Below are 17,619 nucleotides of genomic sequence, written 5' to 3'. Positions count from 1 at the left end.
ATCTTCGTCCCCGCGCCGGGGGACGAAGGTGTCTGGATCATTTTTTCAGGGCGATGCTCAGTTCCTCCGGGGAACAGATGCTCTGGGTCTGACTGTAATTGTTTATGAAGACTTCGCCGCGACCGTCGAGCAACCATTGGCGGTCTTGCGGATAGCGCACCATATGTTTGAAGTTGCGCAGCCGCAGGGTCTTGCGCAGCGGACGGCGATAAACCCGCATGTCCGCAATGTCGATCAGCCCCAGCTGATGCTCAGGCGTGAGCACGATATTGCCCAGGTGCGCAGAGCGGAAGTAGATCCCGCGCTCATGCAAAGTGGCCATGAAGGCCCCAAGCTGACCGCGCAATGGATCGGCATCGTCTTGGGTATCCAGCAGTTGGCGCAGAGTCTGGCCCGGTAACGGGTCGTAATGCACAGCATCGCGCTCGATACTCGGGATGCGGTAGACCTGGCGAATCGACGGGCAGGGAATCTGCCGTTCACGCAACGCATCGCAGTTGTCGGCAAAGCGTTTGGCGTATGGATACCAGGCAGCCGATGTAAGCAGGCGCTTGCGGCGAAACAGCTTGAGGATCGAGCCGTCCGTCAATCGCAGAACCTTATCCCCCGAACCATCCGCTTCAAGGACTTGTGCATCCTCGCGCAGGGCGAGATATCGGGTATGGTCAAGCGCTTGCATCAATACTCCAGTGGTCGACGCTGTGAGGCATGGATAGCCGGCCATGTTACCGCAGCTCAGTGACTAAAATGGCCTGTGTTACACTCGCGGGCTCTTTTCTCATACAACGGGTTCTCATGACTAGCCCTGATTCGCCTGCGCCGTCGAGCTTGAAGATTTACCTGCGCCTGCTGTCGTATGTGCGCCCGTACATGGGCATGTTCGCCATCAGTATCGTCGGCTTCGTGATTTTTGCTTCGACGCAGCCTATGTTGGCCGGGATTCTCAAATATTTCGTCGATGGCCTGAGCAACCCGGAAGCGGTGCTCTTTCCCAATGTGCCTTATCTGAAAGACTTGCAGCTATTAATGGCTGTGCCAATGCTGATCATTCTGATCGCCGCATGGCAAGGTCTGGGGTCGTTTCTTGGCAACTACTACCTGGCGAAGGTTTCGCTGGGGCTGGTGCACGACCTGCGTGTGGAGCTGTTCAACAAGTTGCTGGTACTGCCCAACCGTTATTTCGACACCCATAACTCCGGGCACCTGATTTCACGCATCACCTTCAACGTGACCATGGTCACCGGCGCCGCCACCGACGCCATCAAGGTAGTGATCCGCGAAGGCCTGACTGTGGTGTTCCTGTTTGCCTACCTGTTGTGGATGAACTGGAAACTGACCTTGGTAATGCTGGCGATCCTGCCGCTCATCGCGATCATGGTAAGCAGCACCAGCAAAAAATTCCGCAAGCAGAGCAAGAAGATTCAGGTGGCCATGGGCGACGTGACCCACGTCGCGTCCGAGACTATCCAGGGTTATCGTGTTGTGCGCAGTTTCGGTGGCGAGAGCTATGAAGAGCGCCGCTTTGCCGAAGCCAGCCAGGGCAACACCGACAAGCAGTTGCGCATGACGAAGACCGGTGCTGTCTACACACCCATGCTGCAATTGGTGATCTACAGCGCAATGGCCGTGCTGATGTTCCTGGTACTGTTCCTGCGCGGCGATGCAACTGCCGGTGACCTGGTGGCATACATTACCGCGGCGGGTCTGTTGCCCAAGCCGATTCGGCAGCTATCGGAAGTCAGTTCGACGATCCAGAAAGGTGTTGCCGGAGCCGAAAGCATTTTCGAACAACTGGATGTCGAGCCCGAGGTGGACAAGGGTACGGTCGCGAAAGATCGTGTCAATGGTCACCTGGAGGTGCATAACCTGAGCTTCACGTATCCGGGAACCGAGCGTGAAGTGCTGAAAAACATCAGTTTCACCGCGGCTCCGGGGCAAATGATTGCACTGGTGGGCCGTTCCGGCAGTGGCAAGTCGACTCTCGCCAGCCTGATTCCTCGCTTCTATCACCACGAAATCGGCGAGATCCTGCTCGATGGTGTGGAAATCGAAGACTATCGTCTGCGCAACCTGCGTCGTCATGTTGCCCAGGTAACGCAACACGTCACGCTGTTCAATGACACGGTGGCCAACAACATCGCCTACGGTGATCTGGCCGGCGCACCGCGTGCCGATATCGAGAAAGCTGCCGAAGACGCTTATGCCATGGATTTCATCGCCCAGCTACCGCAAGGGCTGGACACCGATGTCGGCGAGAACGGTGTGCTGCTCTCTGGCGGTCAGCGTCAGCGACTGGCAATCGCCCGTGCCTTGCTGAAAAACGCGCCGCTGCTGATTCTCGATGAAGCGACGTCGGCACTGGATACGGAGTCCGAGCGGCACATTCAGGCCGCGCTGGATAAAGTCATGAAAGGTCGCACGACACTGGTCATCGCTCACCGGCTGTCGACGATCGAGAAGGCTGACCTGATTCTGGTCATGGATCACGGCGAAATCGTCGAGCGTGGCACCCACGCTCAACTGCTGGCTCAGAATGGCTACTACTCGCGCCTGCATGCGATGGGCCTCGACGCCCCGGCTGAAGACATCGCCTGACCCCGATGCGAGGGTGAGTCTGACTCACCTTCGCATTCACCTGCGTGCAATGCGTCCGGTGGTTCGTATCTACTGACAGCGAAATCAACACTTGGGCGCTGCAAATGGTGGGCACCTGTCGTCGGTTATCGGTATCTCTGTTCAATTAATGAGCAAAAACTCCTGCCGATTCATCCGGTTGCAGCCGTCACACAAGCCATCGCCAACCCTGTGCTAATATCGCGCCCCTGTTCATTTTGTATGTGGGTTGCTCCATGAAGTTGTCCATGCCGCGATTCGATCAAGCCCCTGTCTTGGTGGTCGGCGATGTCATGCTCGACCGTTACTGGCATGGTGGTACCTCACGGATTTCCCCTGAGGCGCCGGTACCGGTAGTCAAGGTCGAGCAAATCGAGGACCGCCCGGGCGGTGCCGCCAACGTTGCCCTGAACATTGCCGCGCTCGGTGCGCCGGCTTCGCTGGTCGGGGTGACCGGCGATGACGAAGCGGCCGACAGCCTGGTCAATAGCCTCAAGGGTGCCGGCGTGCGGGCGTTGTTCCAGCGCATTGCGCACCAGCCGACCATCGTCAAGCTGCGGGTGATGAGCCGCCACCAGCAATTGCTGCGTATCGACTTCGAAGAACCTTTCTCCACCGACGCCCTGGCGCTGGGCGAGCAAGTCGACGAATTGCTCGAAGGCATCAAGGTGTTGGTGCTGTCCGACTACGGCAAAGGCGCGCTGAAAAACCATCAGGTACTGATCCAGGCCGCCCGTGCCCGTGGGATTCCGGTTCTGGCCGACCCCAAGGGCAAAGATTTCTCGATCTACCGCGGCGCGAGCCTGATCACTCCGAACCTCAGCGAGTTTGAAACCATCGTCGGCGGTTGCGCCGATGAGCACGAACTGGTGAGCAAGGGCGCGCAACTGATGCACGACCTGGATCTCGGCGCCTTGCTGGTGACCCGTGGCGAGCATGGCATGACCTTGCTGCGACCGGATCACCCGGCGCTGCACCTGCCGGCCCGTGCCCGCGAAGTGTTCGACGTGACCGGTGCCGGTGATACGGTGATTTCTACCCTGGCTGCGGCAATTGCCGCTGGCGAAGAACTGCCCCACGCGGTGGCCCTGGCCAACCTGGCGGCGGGCATCGTGGTCGGCAAGCTCGGTACGGCGGCCATCAGTGCCCCGGAATTGCGTCGTGCTATCCAGCGTGAAGAAGGTTCCGAGCGTGGTGTGTTGGGGCTGGAGCAGCTGTTGCTGGCGGTCGACGACGCACGTGCGCACAACGAGAAGATTGTATTCACCAACGGCTGTTTCGACATCCTGCATGCCGGGCATGTTACCTACCTCGAGCAGGCGCGAGCCCAAGGCGATCGTCTGATCGTGGCGGTCAATGACGATGCATCGGTGAGCCGCTTGAAAGGGCCGGGTCGTCCGATCAACAGCGTCGACCGTCGCATGGCGGTACTGGCCGGTCTGGGCGCTGTGGACTGGGTAATCAGCTTCGCTGAAGGCACCCCGGAAAACCTGCTGCGCGAGGTCAAGCCGGATGTGTTGGTCAAGGGCGGCGATTACGGGATCGACCAGGTGGTTGGCGCGGACATCGTCACTGCTTACGGCGGGACCGTGAAAGTGCTGGGGCTGGTGGAAAACAGCTCGACCACGGCGATTGTCGAGAAGATCCGCAATCACTGATAGCCGTGAGAGTGCTTGATCATTCCCGCGCTCTGCGTGGGAATGCCTCTTTGGACGCTCTGAGTCCGCTTTGAGACGCGGAGCGTCTCGGGCTGCATTCCCACGCAGAGCGTGGAATGATCAGGGGCGTGCGGCCTTGCGGGGCACGATTCTTTTCAGCAGTTGCTTTGCTTTTCCATGCAAACGGGCCAAACCGGAATCCTTCCCCGGCGGGCTCAAACCCTGTTGCCGCACCCAGTCCTTCCAGCGAATCCGCTCATCCTTCACCAGCCACCCTTCCTGCCGGGCAAAACTCTCCGCCAGATATAGCCCGCGGGTACTCGCCGGGTACAGCTGATCCTTTTTCAGGGTATAGAGCTCGGCCAGCGGCTGGCCGTCCTGCAGTGGCATCAGATACAAATCGGGACGTTTGCGATCAAGCCGGGCCACCAGTTGATCGCCCTCCAGCCGTTCGTCAACATGGAAAAGGCTCAAGGACTTGGCTTCCTTGGGCACGTCCAGGCGCAAATCATAGATCAATTGCAACGACGCAGTCGGCAGATGCACATAAGCCCGCGGGCGCTCGAGCAGCGGCATGTTGGCGCAACGCACCGGCCGCGCCGAGCCGGACAACGGCGTCAGGCGAAACGGCAGGGCTTCGCGGTAATGCAAGGCGGCCGAGTAGGGCGCCGGTAGCCAGGTGTCATTGAAACGCCCGCTGAGCCAACCTTCCGGGGTTTCCAACAGGCACTCTTCGGCAATTTCCTGGGTCGCCGTGTGCAGCGGCAGGTTCAGCTCATGGGCCGGCACATAACCGGAGATCAGCTTCAGCACCACATCGCCGCGGTCCTGCCGACGCTGACGCACCAATACCCAGTAATCGCGATTCTGCCAATGCAGGGTCAGGCGCACCGAAACCCCAAGATTCGCCAGCTCCAGGGCAAAGCGCTCGCTGTCGGGTACCGTCACCGGGCGGCGACGTTGCAGGGTCTGGGAGAAATTCAGCGGCATCCCGACGCTCTGGTAACTCAGGCCTTCGGGCGTCGCTTCGACGAATAACGGCAGGGTCTTGAAGTTGCTCGGGTTCTTTCTGATCAACGTACGCGGCATGTCGACTCCTGCTTAAGGCCGCGTGGGCGGCATCAATGGCTACGAAGGACCTGGGCAACGGTCGCGACGTTGTGGGCGAGGTGCAGCGGATTAATGGTCCCGACAATAGCACTGGCCACACCCGGGTGTTCAAACAACAACTCGAAGCTGGCGCGCACCGGGTCCACGCCCGGGCTCAAGCAGACGTGGCCGCTGGCCAGGGCTTTTTTGACCAGGATCGCTTTGCCGTGAGCAGCAGCATAGTCAATGACCGGCTTCTCGTTCTGTTCGTTCAGATTGTAGGTGACCATCGCGCAATCACCTTGTTCCAGAGCCTTCAAGCCGCCTTCGACGGTTTTGCCGGAAAAACCGAAACCGCGAATCTTGCCTTCGCGCTTGAGCTCGGCGAGGGTCGCATAGACCTCGCTGTCATTGAGGATCGCCAGGTCATTGCCGTCGGAATGCACCAGCACCAGATCGATAACATCCGTCTCCAGACGTTGCAGGCTGCGTTCCACCGACAGGCGAGTATGGGTGGCGCTGAAGTCGTGACGTGACTGGCCGTCGGTAAACTCTTCGCCGACCTTGCTGACGATCACCCAGTCTTGACGCTGACCACGCAGCAATGGGCCAAGACGTTCTTCGCTGCGGCCATAGGCCGGCGCGGTGTCGATCAGGTTGATGCCCAGGTCGCGCGCGAGTTTGAGCAGCATGCGCGCTTCGTCATCGCCGGGGATCTGGAAACCATTGGGGTATTTCACCCCTTGATCGCGGCCAAGTTTCACCGTGCCCAGGCCTAGTGGTGATACCAGCAGGCCGGTGCTGCCCAAAGGGCGATGCAGATCGTGCAGGGTGGGTTGGCTCATGGCAGCAGTTGTTCCCAGGCAGGGACGCCCATTGGTGGTTTCGGCAGTTCCGGCAGCGGCGCCGGATGGCTCGGCTGAATGCCGTCGCGTTGCAGTGCGGCGAGGACGCGGTCAGCGAAGTCCGGTGCCAAGGCCAGTTTGGTCGGCCACCCCACCAGCAGGCGATCCTGCTCGGCGAGGAAGGCGTTGTCCGGACGAGTCAGGCCCGATTGCAGCGGCTCCGCGCGTTCGACCCGCAAGGTCGCCCACTGTGCGGTGCTCAAGTCGATCCACGGCAGCAGGTTGCCGAGTTCCTTTTGCGTGCTGGCGATCTGCGCCGCAGGCTCGCGCGCCACGCCCTCGGCTTCGGCGATGTCGCCTCCCACATACCAGACCCACTGGCCATCGGCGGCCGGGTGAGTGGTCACGGTGACGCGCGGCTTTGGCCCGCCGCCCAGGCAATGGGCGTAAAGCGGTTTGAGGCCCGGGCCTTTGACGATGATCATGTGCAGGGGACGACGCTGCATGGCCGGTTGGCTCAGGCCCAGCGCAGTGAGCAGGTCGGCGGTACCGGCACCGGCGCTGAGAACGATGCGCTGGGCGCGGATCTCGCGTTCGTCGACTTTCAAGCCGACCAGTTCGCCGTTTTCCAGCAGCGGTTCGATGTGCTGACCGGCCAGCAGGCCGTCGCCAGCCAGATCGGCCAGACGCTGGATCAGGCTCGGCACGTCGACCACCAGTTCTGTCAGGCGATAGACCTTGCCCTTGAAGCGCTTGTCTTGCAGCGCCGGCGGCAATTGATCGCCTTTAACCTGATCGACCCGCCCGCGCACGGCTTTGCTGGCGAAAAAACTGGTGAGGTTGCCGGCAAGGGTGCCGGGGGACCAGAGGTAATGGGCGTCGGACAACACGCGCACGCCGGACAGGTCCAGTTCGCCGTCGCCGGCCAGCGCTTCACGCCAGCGACGCGGCATGTCGGCGATGGCTTCCGAGGCGCCGGTCAGGGCCCCGTGCAACGCGTACTTGGCGCCGCCGTGGATGATGCCCTGGGACTTCAGGCTCTGCCCGCCACCGAGGCTGGTGCTTTCCACCAGCACGGTTGAAAAACCCTGGCGGCGCAGGCGCGCATTCAGCCAGAGGCCGGCGACACCAGCGCCGACAATCAGAACGTCGGTGGAAATAACAGATGGCATGCAGCGACCTCAGTGTTCAAGACGAGGGCGCAGTATACAGATTCATGCCGGACGCAATCCTTGTAGCAGTTGCCCAAGGCTGCGTTCGAGGACGAAGTCCTCGGCCTTCGATCTGTCTCGGGAGCGGTGTTGTCAGGTTTTACGACTGCTTCGCCGCCGAATGCAGCCTTCGGCAACTGCTACAGAGAACCGTGCAACACGATTTACCTGCGAGCTGCCGAAGGCTGTGATCTTTTCTTTCAATGCCCGGCAGTTTTCGAGAACAGCTGGATAACCACCACACCCAGCACAATCAGCGCCATCCCCAGCATCGCCGGTACATCCAGCTTCTGCCCGTAGATAAACAGCGCCGCGATGCTGACCATCACGATCCCCATGCCGGCCCATACCGCGTAAGCCACGCCCACCGGAACGCTGCGCACAACCAGGGTCAACATCCAGAACGCAATGCCGTAACCGACGATGACCAGCAGCAGCGGCAGTGGCGTGCTGAAACCCTTGACCGCTTTCATCGAAACAGTAGCGATCACTTCGGCGCAGATGGCGATGGCCAGGTAGTAGTAAGCGGTCATGGGTCAATCCTCGTATGAAGTGTTGCTTTCTGAGGTCGGCATTCTAGAGATTCGCCAGATGCGGTAAAGTCATTACCTATCTGTTCTGAAGATGGGTTGAGCCATGAACATGCAATGGAATCTGGAACAGCTGCGCTTGTTTGTCAGCGTCGCGGAACAACGTTCGTTTTCCGCGGTGGCGCGGGATCAGCGCAAGGCACAGTCGGCGGTCAGCAGTTCGATTGCGCTGCTGGAAGAGGACCTGGGCGTCAGCCTGTTCGATCGCAGCAGTGGTCGCCAGCCGAAACTCACCGAGGCCGGCACCGCTCTGCTTGAAGAGGCGCGGGAAGTACTGCGCCAATGTGAGCGCCTCAATGGCCGGGCACTGGCGATGATGCGTGGCCAGGAAGCGAGCCTGCGGGTGGCTCAGGACGAGGCGATGCCCTATCAAGCGGTGGTTGAAAGCTTCGAGGCGCTGGCGGAAAAGTTTCCCAGCCTTGAAGTGCAGCTGACCAGCGCTGCCCAAGGTGATGTCGCGCGCAAATTGGTGGAGCGCCGGGCCGACCTGGGCTTGCTGTTTTATCACGACCAGATTCCCGAGGCCCTTGAACGGCGAGTGCTGGGCAGCGTCGAAATGGTCACGGTGTGCGGCGCGGGGCATCCCTTGGCGCAGCAGACGCAGGTCGACTGCCAGCAATTGGCGCAGCATCGACAGTTGCTGATGTCCACGCAGTCCAGCGTCTATCCCGGCAGTGAGCCGGCCAGCCCGCAGGTCTGGCGCGCCGACAGTTTCTACGTGATGGCCGAATGGGTGATGCGTGGTCTCGGCTGGGCCTGGTTGCCGCGACATGTGGTGCAATACCCGGCATATCAGGACCAGATGGTCGAACTGGCCAGCGAATGGACTCCGCCGGCATTGATTGTGGAGCTGGTCTGGCGTCGCGATGAGCCCCTCGGCCCGGCGGCTCGTTGGCTGGCGGAACGTTTTGCCGTGCACTTGCAGGCGATCGGCTAAAAAACCGATAAACTCCGCCGCCATGAATAGAACTCTCTACACCGCGCTGTTTTATCTGGGGCTGCCATTGGTAGCGATTCGGCTTTGGCTGCGGGCGCGCAAGGCGCCGGCGTACGCCAAGCGCATTGGCGAACGTTTCTCCCTCGGGTTGCCGGCGATGAAAACGGGCGGTATCTGGGTGCACGCGGTGTCGGTGGGTGAAAGCATTGCCGCAGCGCCGATGATTCGCGCCTTGTTGCAACGTTATCCACAGTTGCCCATTACCGTCACCTGCATGACCCCGACCGGGTCCGAGCGCATCCAGGCACTGTTCGCCAACGAGCCGCGCATCCAGCACTGCTATTTGCCTTATGACTTGCCCTGCGCCGCGGCGCGATTCCTTGACCGGGCCCGGCCGAAACTGGCGGTGATCATGGAAACCGAACTCTGGCCCAACCATATCCACCAATGCGCCAAACGCGGAATTCCCGTGGCCTTGGCCAATGCGCGACTGTCCGAACGCTCAGCCAGGGGCTATGGCCGTTTCAGTAAGCTGACCCAGCCGATGCTTGCCGAGATGAACCTGTTCGCGGTGCAGACCGAAGCCGAGGCACAGCGCTTCCGGGATTTGGGCGCACGCCCGGAAACCGTCGAAGTGACCGGTTCGATCAAGTTCGACCTGACCATCGACCCGCAACTGCTGCAGCGTGCCGGCGAATTGCGTGCACAGTGGCAGGCGCAGGATCGCCCGGTATGGATCGCGGCGAGTACCCATGAAGGTGAAGACGAAGTGGTGCTGGCTGCCCATCGTCGGCTGCTGGCCAATCATCCCGATGCCTTGCTGATTCTGGTGCCCCGCCATCCGGAACGCTTCAACCCGGTGTTCGAATTGTGCCGACAACAGGGTTTCGCCACGGTGCGGCGTTCGACGGGCGAGCCGGTTACCGCAAGCACTTCGGTGCTGCTGGGCGACACCATGGGCGAGTTGTTGTTTCTCTACGCCTTGGCCGACAGCGCTTTTGTCGGTGGCAGCCTGGTGCCCAACGGCGGCCATAACCTGCTGGAGCCGGCGGCCCTGGCCAAACCGGTGCTCAGCGGGCCGCACCTGTTCAACTTCCTCGAGATCGCCGCGCAGTTGCGCAGCGCCGGTGCGTTGGCCGAGGTCGATGATGCCGAAGGTCTGGCGCTGGCGGTGCAGCGGCTGTTCGAATTGCCGAGCGATGCGCAGCGGATGGCAGACGCGGGGCTGAAGGTGATGCGCACCAATCAGGGCGCGTTGCAGCGGTTGCTGGATGGGTTGGGGCGGTTGATCGAGCGTTAGGCCGAGTTGCCTGAATGAAAAGATCGCAGCCTGCGGCAGCTCCTACATTGGGATTGATGTACACCCTGTAGGAGCTGCCGAAGGCTGCGATCTTTTGATCTTTTGCTTTTATTGAGCAGGATTAGCCCGTAATTGCTCCGCCGCAGCCTTGGCCAGGTCCGGCGGCAGGAAGTCTTTATCCGGGTTGTAGTCGGGTTTGAGGTAACGCGTCAGGTCCTGCAAATCCCCCGGGTTCAAAGTGCCGGCGGCCTGCTTCAAGCGCAGGTTGTCGAGGATGTAGTCGTAGCGGGTGTTGTTGTAGTTGCGCACCGAGGTGTACAGCTGACGCTGGGCATCGAGTACGTCGACGATGTTGCGCGTCCCCACCTGATAACCGATTTCGGTCGCTTCCACCGCGCTCTGGTTGGAGATGATCGACTGTCGGCGGGCCTGCACCTGCTCGACGTCGGTGTTCACGGCGCGGTGCAGGTTGCGGGTGTTTTCCACGACCTGACGACGCAGGGCTTCGCGTTGCTGCTCGGACTGAGTCAGCCGCGAGTAGGACTCACGCACTTGCGAGCTGGTCAGGCCGCCACTGTAGAGCGGGATGCTCAGTTGCAGGCCAACCGTGCGCTGCTCGACATCGCCGCCGTAACGCACGCCGTTCGGATTCGGGTTGGTAAAGCCGAGGGCGTCGTTGTCACCTTTCTGGTATTGCGCGACCGCATCCAGGGTGGGCGCGTGTCCGGCCTTGCGCTGCTTGAGAGTCTCCTCGGCGGCGCTCACCGCGTAGTTGCTGGCCAGCAAATTCAGGTTCTGTTTGGCGGCGATGTCGACCCAGGCTTTGGCATCGTTCGGTGCCGGCGGCAGGATTGGCAAGGTGTGGACGATGCCCTGAATCGAGTTGTACTGGCGGTTGGTCAGAGTGATCAGCGCTTCGAACGCATCATCTACCTGACGCTGAGCGAGAATCCGGTTGGCCCGCGCCGTGTCGTAACTGGCTTGGGATTGCAACACGTCGGTCTTGTCCGACAGGCCAACGTCGAAGCGCTCGTTGGACTGATCGAGTTGACGCTTGAACGCCGCTTCTTCGGCCTTGGTCGAGGCCAGGGTGTCCTGGCTGCGCAGCACGTTGAAGTAGCTTTCGGCGCTTTGCAGAATCAGGTTCTGTTCGGTGGCCGAGAGTTGCAAGGCAGCCTGTTCGTTGACGTCTTTGGCGGCCTGCAACTGGAACCAGCGATCGGCACGGAAAATCGGTTGCGAGAGGGTCGCCTGATACACCGTGCCACTGCGGGTCGAGGTCAGCGATGGCTGATCGAGCGAGGTGCGGGTGTTGTTCAGATCGGCACCGGCGGACAGGTTGGGCAACAGTCCGGCGCGAGCCTGGGGCACGACTTCCTTCTGGGCACCGTATTGGGCGCGGGCGGCGGCGATGTCGGCGTTGTTGTCCACCGCTTCCTGATAGACGCTGACCAGGTCAGTCTTGGTCGATAAGGGCGCTTCAGCTGCCCAGGCCATTCCATTGGACGCACAAGACACGGCAAGGGCCAGTGAGAGTTTGCGCAGCATGAGGCCATCCCTAAAAAATTATGCTGATAATTTGAGCGCCAAGGCTACGGCGCGGCGCCCTGCAGCGTCAAGGCGCGGCATGGCGTAGCGAGTGTAGTTGCACGCAGGCACGGCAACAATCCTGCAATTGCGCCATTCATCATGGTGTTTGCTGCGGAGTTGGCGTTCTTTGCCGGTTGTGTCTAGACTGGCCGGGTTCTTGTCGGGGTGCCTTGCTATGAGGCTGAGATCGAATAATTTCGGATCCCGTTGAACCTGATCAGGTTAGCGCCTGCGTAGGGAACAAGATTTCTCGTCACCCGGCGAGTCCTCTTGTGCTTCGTCCGGGATGTTGTTCGACAATCGAACACCCCTCGAGCACCGAGCACAGCACGGCTGGTTTTCCCAGCGCCCGTGCGTCCATTCGTTTACAGGTTCGCTCCGACAAAAATCCACTGCCTGGATGTGTGTCTGGAGAGCCCGTGATGACTACAAAATCAAAAATCGAAACCAATCTGAGTGACTCGGCCAAGGTCGATCAGCAATCGGTTCAGCCGTTTACCCGCTCGCAAAAAATCTATGTCCAGGGCACTCGCCCGGACATCCTCGTGCCAATGCGCGAAATCAGCCTTGATGTGACCCCGACCGATTTCGGCGGCGAAATCAACGCGCCAGTGGTGGTGTATGACACCTCGGGCCCGTACACCGACCCCAATGTCATCATCGACGTGCGCAAAGGCCTGGCCGACGTGCGTTCACCGTGGATCGAGTCCCGTGGCGACACCGAGCGCCTGTCCGGCCTGAGCTCCAACTTCGGCCAGGAACGTCTCGCCGACCCGGAACTGACCAAGCTGCGTTTCGCCCACGTCAACAACCCGCGTCGCGCCAAGCCGGGTGCCAACGTCAGCCAGATGCACTACGCCCGCAAAGGCATCATCACCGCCGAGATGGAATACGTCGCCATCCGCGAAAACATGAAGCTCGAAGTGGCCCGTGCCGCGGGCTTGCTGGACCAGCAGCACGCCGGCTACAGCTTCGGCGCCAGCGTGCCGAAAATCATCACGCCGGAATTTGTCCGTGAAGAGATCGCCCGCGGTCGCGCGATCATTCCGGCCAACATCAACCACACCGAACTGGAACCGATGATCATCGGCCGTAACTTCCTGGTGAAGATCAACGGCAACATCGGCAACAGTGCACTGGGTTCGTCCATTGAAGAGGAAGTGGCGAAACTGACCTGGGGCATTCGCTGGGGTTCGGACACGGTCATGGACTTGTCCACCGGCAAGCACATTCACGAAACCCGCGAATGGATCATCCGTAACTCGCCGGTGCCGATCGGTACCGTGCCGATCTATCAGGCCCTGGAAAAAGTCGGCGGCGCCGCTGAAGACCTGACCTGGGAGCTGTTCCGCGACACGCTGATCGAGCAGGCCGAGCAGGGCGTCGACTACTTCACCATCCACGCCGGTGTGTTGCTGCGCTACGTGCCGTTGACCGCCAAGCGCGTGACCGGCATCGTCTCCCGTGGCGGTTCGATCATGGCCAAGTGGTGTCTGGCGCATCACAAGGAAAACTTCCTCTACACCCATTTCGAAGACATCTGCGAAATCATGAAGGCCTACGACGTCAGCTTCTCGCTGGGCGATGGCCTGCGTCCGGGCTCGATTGCCGACGCCAACGACGCCGCACAATTCGGTGAGCTGGAAACCCTCGGCGAACTGACCAAGATCGCCTGGAAGCACGACGTACAATGCATGATCGAAGGCCCGGGCCACGTGCCGATGCAGTTGATCAAAGAGAACATGGACAAGCAACTCGAGTGCTGCGACGAGGCGCCGTTCTACACCCTCGGCCCACTGACCACCGACATCGCTCCAGGCTACGACCACATCACCTCCGGTATCGGTGCGGCGATGATCGGCTGGTTCGGTTGCGCCATGCTCTGCTACGTCACACCGAAGGAACACCTCGGCCTGCCGAACAAGGATGACGTGAAGACCGGGATCATCACCTACAAGATCGCCGCTCACGCTGCCGACCTTGCGAAGGGGCATCCGGGCGCACAGATTCGCGACAATGCCTTGAGCAAGGCGCGTTTCGAATTCCGTTGGGAAGACCAGTTCAACCTCGGTCTGGACCCGGACACCGCGCGCTCGTACCACGACGAAACCCTGCCGAAGGATTCGGCCAAGGTCGCGCACTTCTGCTCCATGTGCGGGCCGAAATTCTGCTCGATGAAGATCACCCAGGAAGTCCGCGAATACGCGGCCAACCAGCGGATCGAAACGGTCGATGCGGAAGTTGCGCAGGGATTGGCGGAACAGGCTGAGCGGTTCAAGCAGGAAGGTAGTCAGTTGTATAAGAAAGTTTGATCTGACCTGTGATTACCGATCGTTCCCACGCAGAGCGTGGGAACGATCACAACGATCACAACACCTGCCTCTCTGAGATAACCCCCCTTGAGCATCCAACCCAGCACTTATTCCCCGGATTGCGCGGTGCCGACCGACAAGCGTGTCTTCGGCGGCCGTGATCTGTGTTCCCTGTGGTTCTCCCTCGGCATCGGCCTGATGGTGTTGCAGACCGGCGCGCTGCTCGCACCCGGTCTGGGTCTGTCCGGCTCGTTGCTGGCGATTTTTCTCGGCACGCTGGTCGGCGTCCTGCTCCTGGCCGCCGTCGGCGTGATCGGTAGCGATACCGGTCTGTCGTCGATGACGGCACTCAAGCTCAGCCTCGGCAAACACGGCGCGAGCCTTCCGGCGGTGTTGAACCTGCTGCAACTGATCGGTTGGGGGTCATTCGAAATCATTGTGATGCGCGACGCTGCCAGCCTGCTTGGCGCCCGTGCCTTTAGCGAAGGTAGCCTGCTGTCGAGTCCTCTGTTGTGGACGCTGTTCTTCGGTGCATTGGCAACTCTGCTCGCTGTCAGTGGCCCATTGACCTTTGTGCGCAAAATCCTGCGCAAGTGGGGCATCTGGCTGTTGCTGGCCGCGTGCATTTGGCTGACCTGGAACCTGTTCGCCAAGGCCGATCTGGCGGCGTTGTGGGCACAGGCCGGTGATGGTTCGATGCCGTTTGCCGTGGGCTTCGACATTGCGATTGCCATGCCGCTGTCCTGGCTGCCGCTGATTGCCGACTACTCGCGGTTCGGCAAGCGCGCGAAGAATGTCTTCGGCGGTACGGCGCTGGGCTTCTTTATCGGTAACTTTTGGTTGATGAGTCTGGGCGTGGCCTACACCCTGGCGTTCGCGTCGAGCGGTGAAGTGAATGCCTTGCTGCTGGCGTTGGCCGGTGCAGGTTTGGGGATTCCGTTGTTGCTGATTCTGCTGGACGAGTCGGAAAATGCCTTTGCCGATATTCACTCGGCGGCGGTGTCCAGCGGGATTCTGTTTCGCTTGAAAGTCGAGCATCTGGCCTTGGCGATCGGCGTGATCTGCACACTGATAGCTTGTCTGGCGCCATTGGCCCAGTACCAGAACTTCCTGCTGTTGATCGGCTCGGTGTTTGCGCCGCTGTTCGGCGTGGTGCTGGTGGATCACTTCATCCTGCGCAAGCGCAGCGCTCACGTAGCGTCAGCCGCATTGCGCTGGCCGGCGTTGCTCGCCTGGTTGGGCGGTGTGAGCACCTATCATTTGCTGGCCAATCTTTATCCGGACATCGGCGCAACCCTGCCGTCGCTGGTACTGGCAGGGCTGCTGCAATTGCTGCTCGGTCGAGCCTTCAGCTACGGCCGGGAAACAGCTCGGGCTTGAGAATGCCGTTCAGGCGCGGGTAGGGGATCTTCAGTTCGACGTGGCCCAATGCGTAAGGCGCGATGGTGCTCACTTCGTACTTGAGGATCACCCCGCCGTAGGTCAACGCCACGTTTTGGGTTTTCACGAAAGGCCAGCTCTTCACGAACTCCGGTTCCTGATCGAGCTTGGTGCTGATCAGCCAGCTGTTGTGCGCCACTTGGGCCGCTTTCCAGAACGCCTCTTCCTGCCCCGGGATCAACATGTCCGAGAGGGTCAGCGCCTTATGCTGTTGACGTGAGTAGTTGATGAAGCCGCGGCCCGGCGTGCCATGGGCGCCGCCAGTATCCAGATAGCTGGACAATTCAACGATCACCAAGCCGTCATGCTGCTCACGTACCTTGGCTTGCAAGTAGCTGCTGTAGCGCGGGCCGGCACTGCTCAAAAACTGCTCGCGATAGGCCGCCAGCGTCGGCGCTACGGGGGCTTCGGGTGAGGTGCGGGTCATTTGCAGCAGGCGTTTTTCGATGAGGCTGTCAAGCGCAGGCTCGTCCGGGAAGCGCAGGGTATCGATGTTCACCAACGGGCAGTCAGGGGTTGTGCAGCCTGGTTTCAACTGTTCCGATGCGTCGCGGGTAGTTTCCAGCGGCGTCCGGTAGTTGGGCTGGAACAAACTCTGGCAGGCGCCCAGGGTCAGGGCGATTGCGGCCACGGAGGCGATTTTAAAAAGCGACATGGGCGTCCTTCATAAAACAGGGAAAGGCGAAAAGTTACCCGCTTCGACTCTCAACGAAGCAGTCAGTTCGCCACTAAGCTAATTAGAGTTGGTTTCGCCCTCACCGTCTATCCCGCTGACTGGAAAGGGGCTGCATCAAACATCGCGGGCGCGTTAGGATGGCGCGAAGTCGAGGTTGCAAGTAACGAGTTGCAAGTAAAAAAAAGGAACCTCATAACGGATTTGCAGTAAAGAGGATTGTCATGACTGATTTTGCCAACGCCATTCCGACCGCCGTTGATATTGTTCGGCGCGAAAAGTGCTACGAGGGCTTCTACAAGCTCGACCGCGTGCACTTGCGCCACGAATTGTTCGCCGGTGGCATGAGTCGCGAGATCAATCGTGAACTGTTCGTGCGCCATGATGCGGTGTGCGTGCTGCCTTACGATCCGCAGCGCGATGAAGTGGTGCTGATCGAGCAGTTTCGCGTTGGCGCCATGGGCAAGACCGACAACCCGTGGCTGATCGAACTGGTCGCCGGTCTGATCGACAAAGATGAAGTACCGGAAGAAGTTGCTCACCGCGAAGCGCAGGAGGAAGCTGGGCTTGTATTCGGGGCGCTCTGGCCGATGACCAAATATTTTCCATCGCCGGGCGGCAGTAATGAATTCGTGCACTTGTACCTGGGGCGTTGCGAGACAACCGGGGTTGGCGGCCTGCATGGGCTGGAGGAAGAGGCAGAAGATATTCGCGTCACGGTCTGGGCGTTCGAAGATGCCCTGCAAGCCGTACGCGACGGACGTATTGCCAACGCGCCAAGCATCATCGCCTTGCAATGGCTGGCTTTGAACCGCGTTGAAGTGAGGGGGTTATGGTCGTAAACAAGCTGCGCGATCGCTACCGGATCGATCTCGTGGGGCTACAAGCCTCCTGCGAGGCCAACTACGCGCGCCTGATGCGACTGTTGCCGGATATGCGTAGCGAGCCGCAGGCTCGGCGCATTGCCGTGACCCACGGCGACCAGATGCTTGGCGTACTGGCCCTCGAAGTGCTGCAGGTCTGTCCGTACACCACAACCCTGCAAGTGCGCCAGGAGCACAGCCTGCCGTGGCTGCCGGTGCCGCAACTGGAAGTTCAGGTGTATCACGACGCATGCATGGCCGAAGTGGTCAGCGCTGAGCATGCACGACGCTTCCGGGGCATCTATCCTTACCCGAACGCCGCGATGCATCAGCCGGATGAAAAGGCTCAGCTCAATCTTTTCCTGGGGGAATGGCTGAGTCACTGTCTGGCATGTGGGCACGAGTACGCAGTCGTTCGGTAGTTGTGAACTGCGTCCGGTTCACAGGTTTCCTCTTTTGATCGTCCCCCAGCATAATTGCGGCACTTACCCATCCCGT

At 60.4% G+C, this 17,619-nt stretch carries 15 protein-coding genes and 1 riboswitch; of the genes, 8 read left to right on the top strand and 7 right to left on the bottom strand.

Going from position 1 to position 17,619, the window contains the following annotated elements:
* Positions 1-37: 37 nt before the first annotated feature.
* The gene (locus MMG91_RS09470) at positions 38-679 is read right to left on the bottom strand and encodes a toluene tolerance protein (RefSeq protein ID WP_310659431.1); all 642 of its coding nucleotides are present in this window, start codon (positions 677-679) and stop codon (positions 38-40) included.
* A 116-nt stretch (positions 680-795) separates the two neighbouring features.
* Between MMG91_RS09470 and msbA the strand changes: the two genes are divergently transcribed.
* Both msbA and hldE read left to right on the top strand, forming a co-directional pair.
* Entirely contained in the window at positions 796-2,595 is a 1,800-nt protein-coding gene (gene msbA / locus MMG91_RS09465; RefSeq protein ID WP_305504209.1) for a lipid A export permease/ATP-binding protein MsbA, read from the top strand.
* Positions 2,596-2,849: 254 nt separating this feature from the next.
* Positions 2,850-4,271, top strand: a complete 1,422-nt coding sequence (gene hldE, locus MMG91_RS09460; RefSeq protein WP_030130457.1) for a bifunctional D-glycero-beta-D-manno-heptose-7-phosphate kinase/D-glycero-beta-D-manno-heptose 1-phosphate adenylyltransferase HldE — start codon at positions 2,850-2,852, stop codon at positions 4,269-4,271.
* Between the two features lie 120 nt (positions 4,272-4,391).
* Here the strand turns inward: hldE and MMG91_RS09455 are convergent, their stop codons facing one another.
* The 4 genes from MMG91_RS09455 to MMG91_RS09440 form a co-directional block, all read right to left on the bottom strand.
* Positions 4,392-5,360 (bottom strand): metal ABC transporter ATPase, encoded by a 969-nt coding sequence (locus MMG91_RS09455; protein WP_310659430.1) that lies wholly within the window; start codon positions 5,358-5,360, stop codon positions 4,392-4,394.
* Between the two features lie 32 nt (positions 5,361-5,392).
* A complete protein-coding gene (locus MMG91_RS09450) occupies positions 5,393-6,205 on the bottom strand; it encodes an aldo/keto reductase (protein WP_310659429.1) in 813 nt (270 codons plus the stop codon).
* Positions 6,202-7,377 (bottom strand): FAD-dependent oxidoreductase, encoded by a 1,176-nt coding sequence (locus MMG91_RS09445; protein WP_310659428.1) that lies wholly within the window; start codon positions 7,375-7,377, stop codon positions 6,202-6,204. Before MMG91_RS09445 ends, MMG91_RS09450 begins: the two co-directional genes overlap by 4 nt.
* A 239-nt stretch (positions 7,378-7,616) precedes the next feature.
* Positions 7,617-7,949: a multidrug efflux SMR transporter gene (locus MMG91_RS09440; RefSeq protein WP_305447938.1), complete on the bottom strand. Its 333-nt coding sequence runs from the start codon at positions 7,947-7,949 to the stop codon at positions 7,617-7,619.
* Positions 7,950-8,052: 103 nt separating this feature from the next.
* Here MMG91_RS09440 and MMG91_RS09435 point away from each other — a divergent pair, with 103 nt between their 5' ends.
* Complete coding sequence (locus tag MMG91_RS09435; RefSeq protein WP_305447939.1) at positions 8,053-8,943, top strand: LysR family transcriptional regulator; 891 nt, start codon at positions 8,053-8,055, stop codon at positions 8,941-8,943.
* A 22-nt stretch (positions 8,944-8,965) separates the two neighbouring features.
* A complete protein-coding gene (gene waaA / locus MMG91_RS09430) occupies positions 8,966-10,243 on the top strand; it encodes a lipid IV(A) 3-deoxy-D-manno-octulosonic acid transferase (RefSeq protein ID WP_310659427.1) in 1,278 nt (425 codons plus the stop codon).
* Between the two features lie 108 nt (positions 10,244-10,351).
* On the opposite strand, the gene MMG91_RS09425 is transcribed toward waaA, so the two are convergent.
* Positions 10,352-11,791: a TolC family outer membrane protein gene (locus tag MMG91_RS09425; protein WP_310659426.1), complete on the bottom strand. Its 1,440-nt coding sequence runs from the start codon at positions 11,789-11,791 to the stop codon at positions 10,352-10,354.
* 193 nt (positions 11,792-11,984) lie between these two features.
* A riboswitch (TPP riboswitch) is annotated at positions 11,985-12,090 on the top strand.
* A gap of 165 nt (positions 12,091-12,255) precedes the next feature.
* On the opposite strand from MMG91_RS09425, the gene thiC reads away from it, so the two are divergent.
* Both thiC and cytX read left to right on the top strand, forming a co-directional pair.
* Complete coding sequence (gene thiC / locus MMG91_RS09420; RefSeq protein WP_310659425.1) at positions 12,256-14,145, top strand: phosphomethylpyrimidine synthase ThiC; 1,890 nt, start codon at positions 12,256-12,258, stop codon at positions 14,143-14,145.
* 87 nt (positions 14,146-14,232) lie between these two features.
* Complete coding sequence (gene cytX / locus MMG91_RS09415; RefSeq protein WP_310659424.1) at positions 14,233-15,525, top strand: putative hydroxymethylpyrimidine transporter CytX; 1,293 nt, start codon at positions 14,233-14,235, stop codon at positions 15,523-15,525.
* On the opposite strand, the gene MMG91_RS09410 is transcribed toward cytX, so the two are convergent.
* The gene (locus MMG91_RS09410) at positions 15,494-16,240 is read right to left on the bottom strand and encodes an RsiV family protein (protein ID WP_310659423.1); all 747 of its coding nucleotides are present in this window, start codon (positions 16,238-16,240) and stop codon (positions 15,494-15,496) included. The two genes, cytX and MMG91_RS09410, sit on opposite strands and share 32 nt — an antisense overlap.
* Positions 16,241-16,482: 242 nt before the next feature.
* On the opposite strand from MMG91_RS09410, the gene MMG91_RS09405 reads away from it, so the two are divergent.
* Together MMG91_RS09405 and MMG91_RS09400 are read left to right on the top strand one after the other, a co-directional pair.
* On the top strand, positions 16,483-17,100 hold the full coding sequence (locus MMG91_RS09405) for an NUDIX domain-containing protein (protein WP_305447945.1): 618 nt from the start codon (positions 16,483-16,485) through the stop codon (positions 17,098-17,100).
* Positions 17,091-17,543 carry a DUF1249 domain-containing protein gene (locus MMG91_RS09400; protein WP_007902592.1) on the top strand — a complete coding sequence of 151 codons (453 nt, stop codon included), beginning with the start codon at positions 17,091-17,093 and terminating at the stop codon, positions 17,541-17,543. The genes MMG91_RS09405 and MMG91_RS09400 overlap by 10 nt, the downstream gene beginning before the upstream one ends.
* Positions 17,544-17,619: the final 76 nt, after the last annotated feature.

Origin of the sequence: Pseudomonas sp. JL3, assembly GCF_031570575.1 — a bacterium.
GTDB lineage: Bacteria > Pseudomonadota > Gammaproteobacteria > Pseudomonadales > Pseudomonadaceae > Aquipseudomonas > Aquipseudomonas cucumis.
Note: the sequence above shows the minus strand (reverse complement) of the source record. Positions and strands in the feature narration are given on the sequence as shown.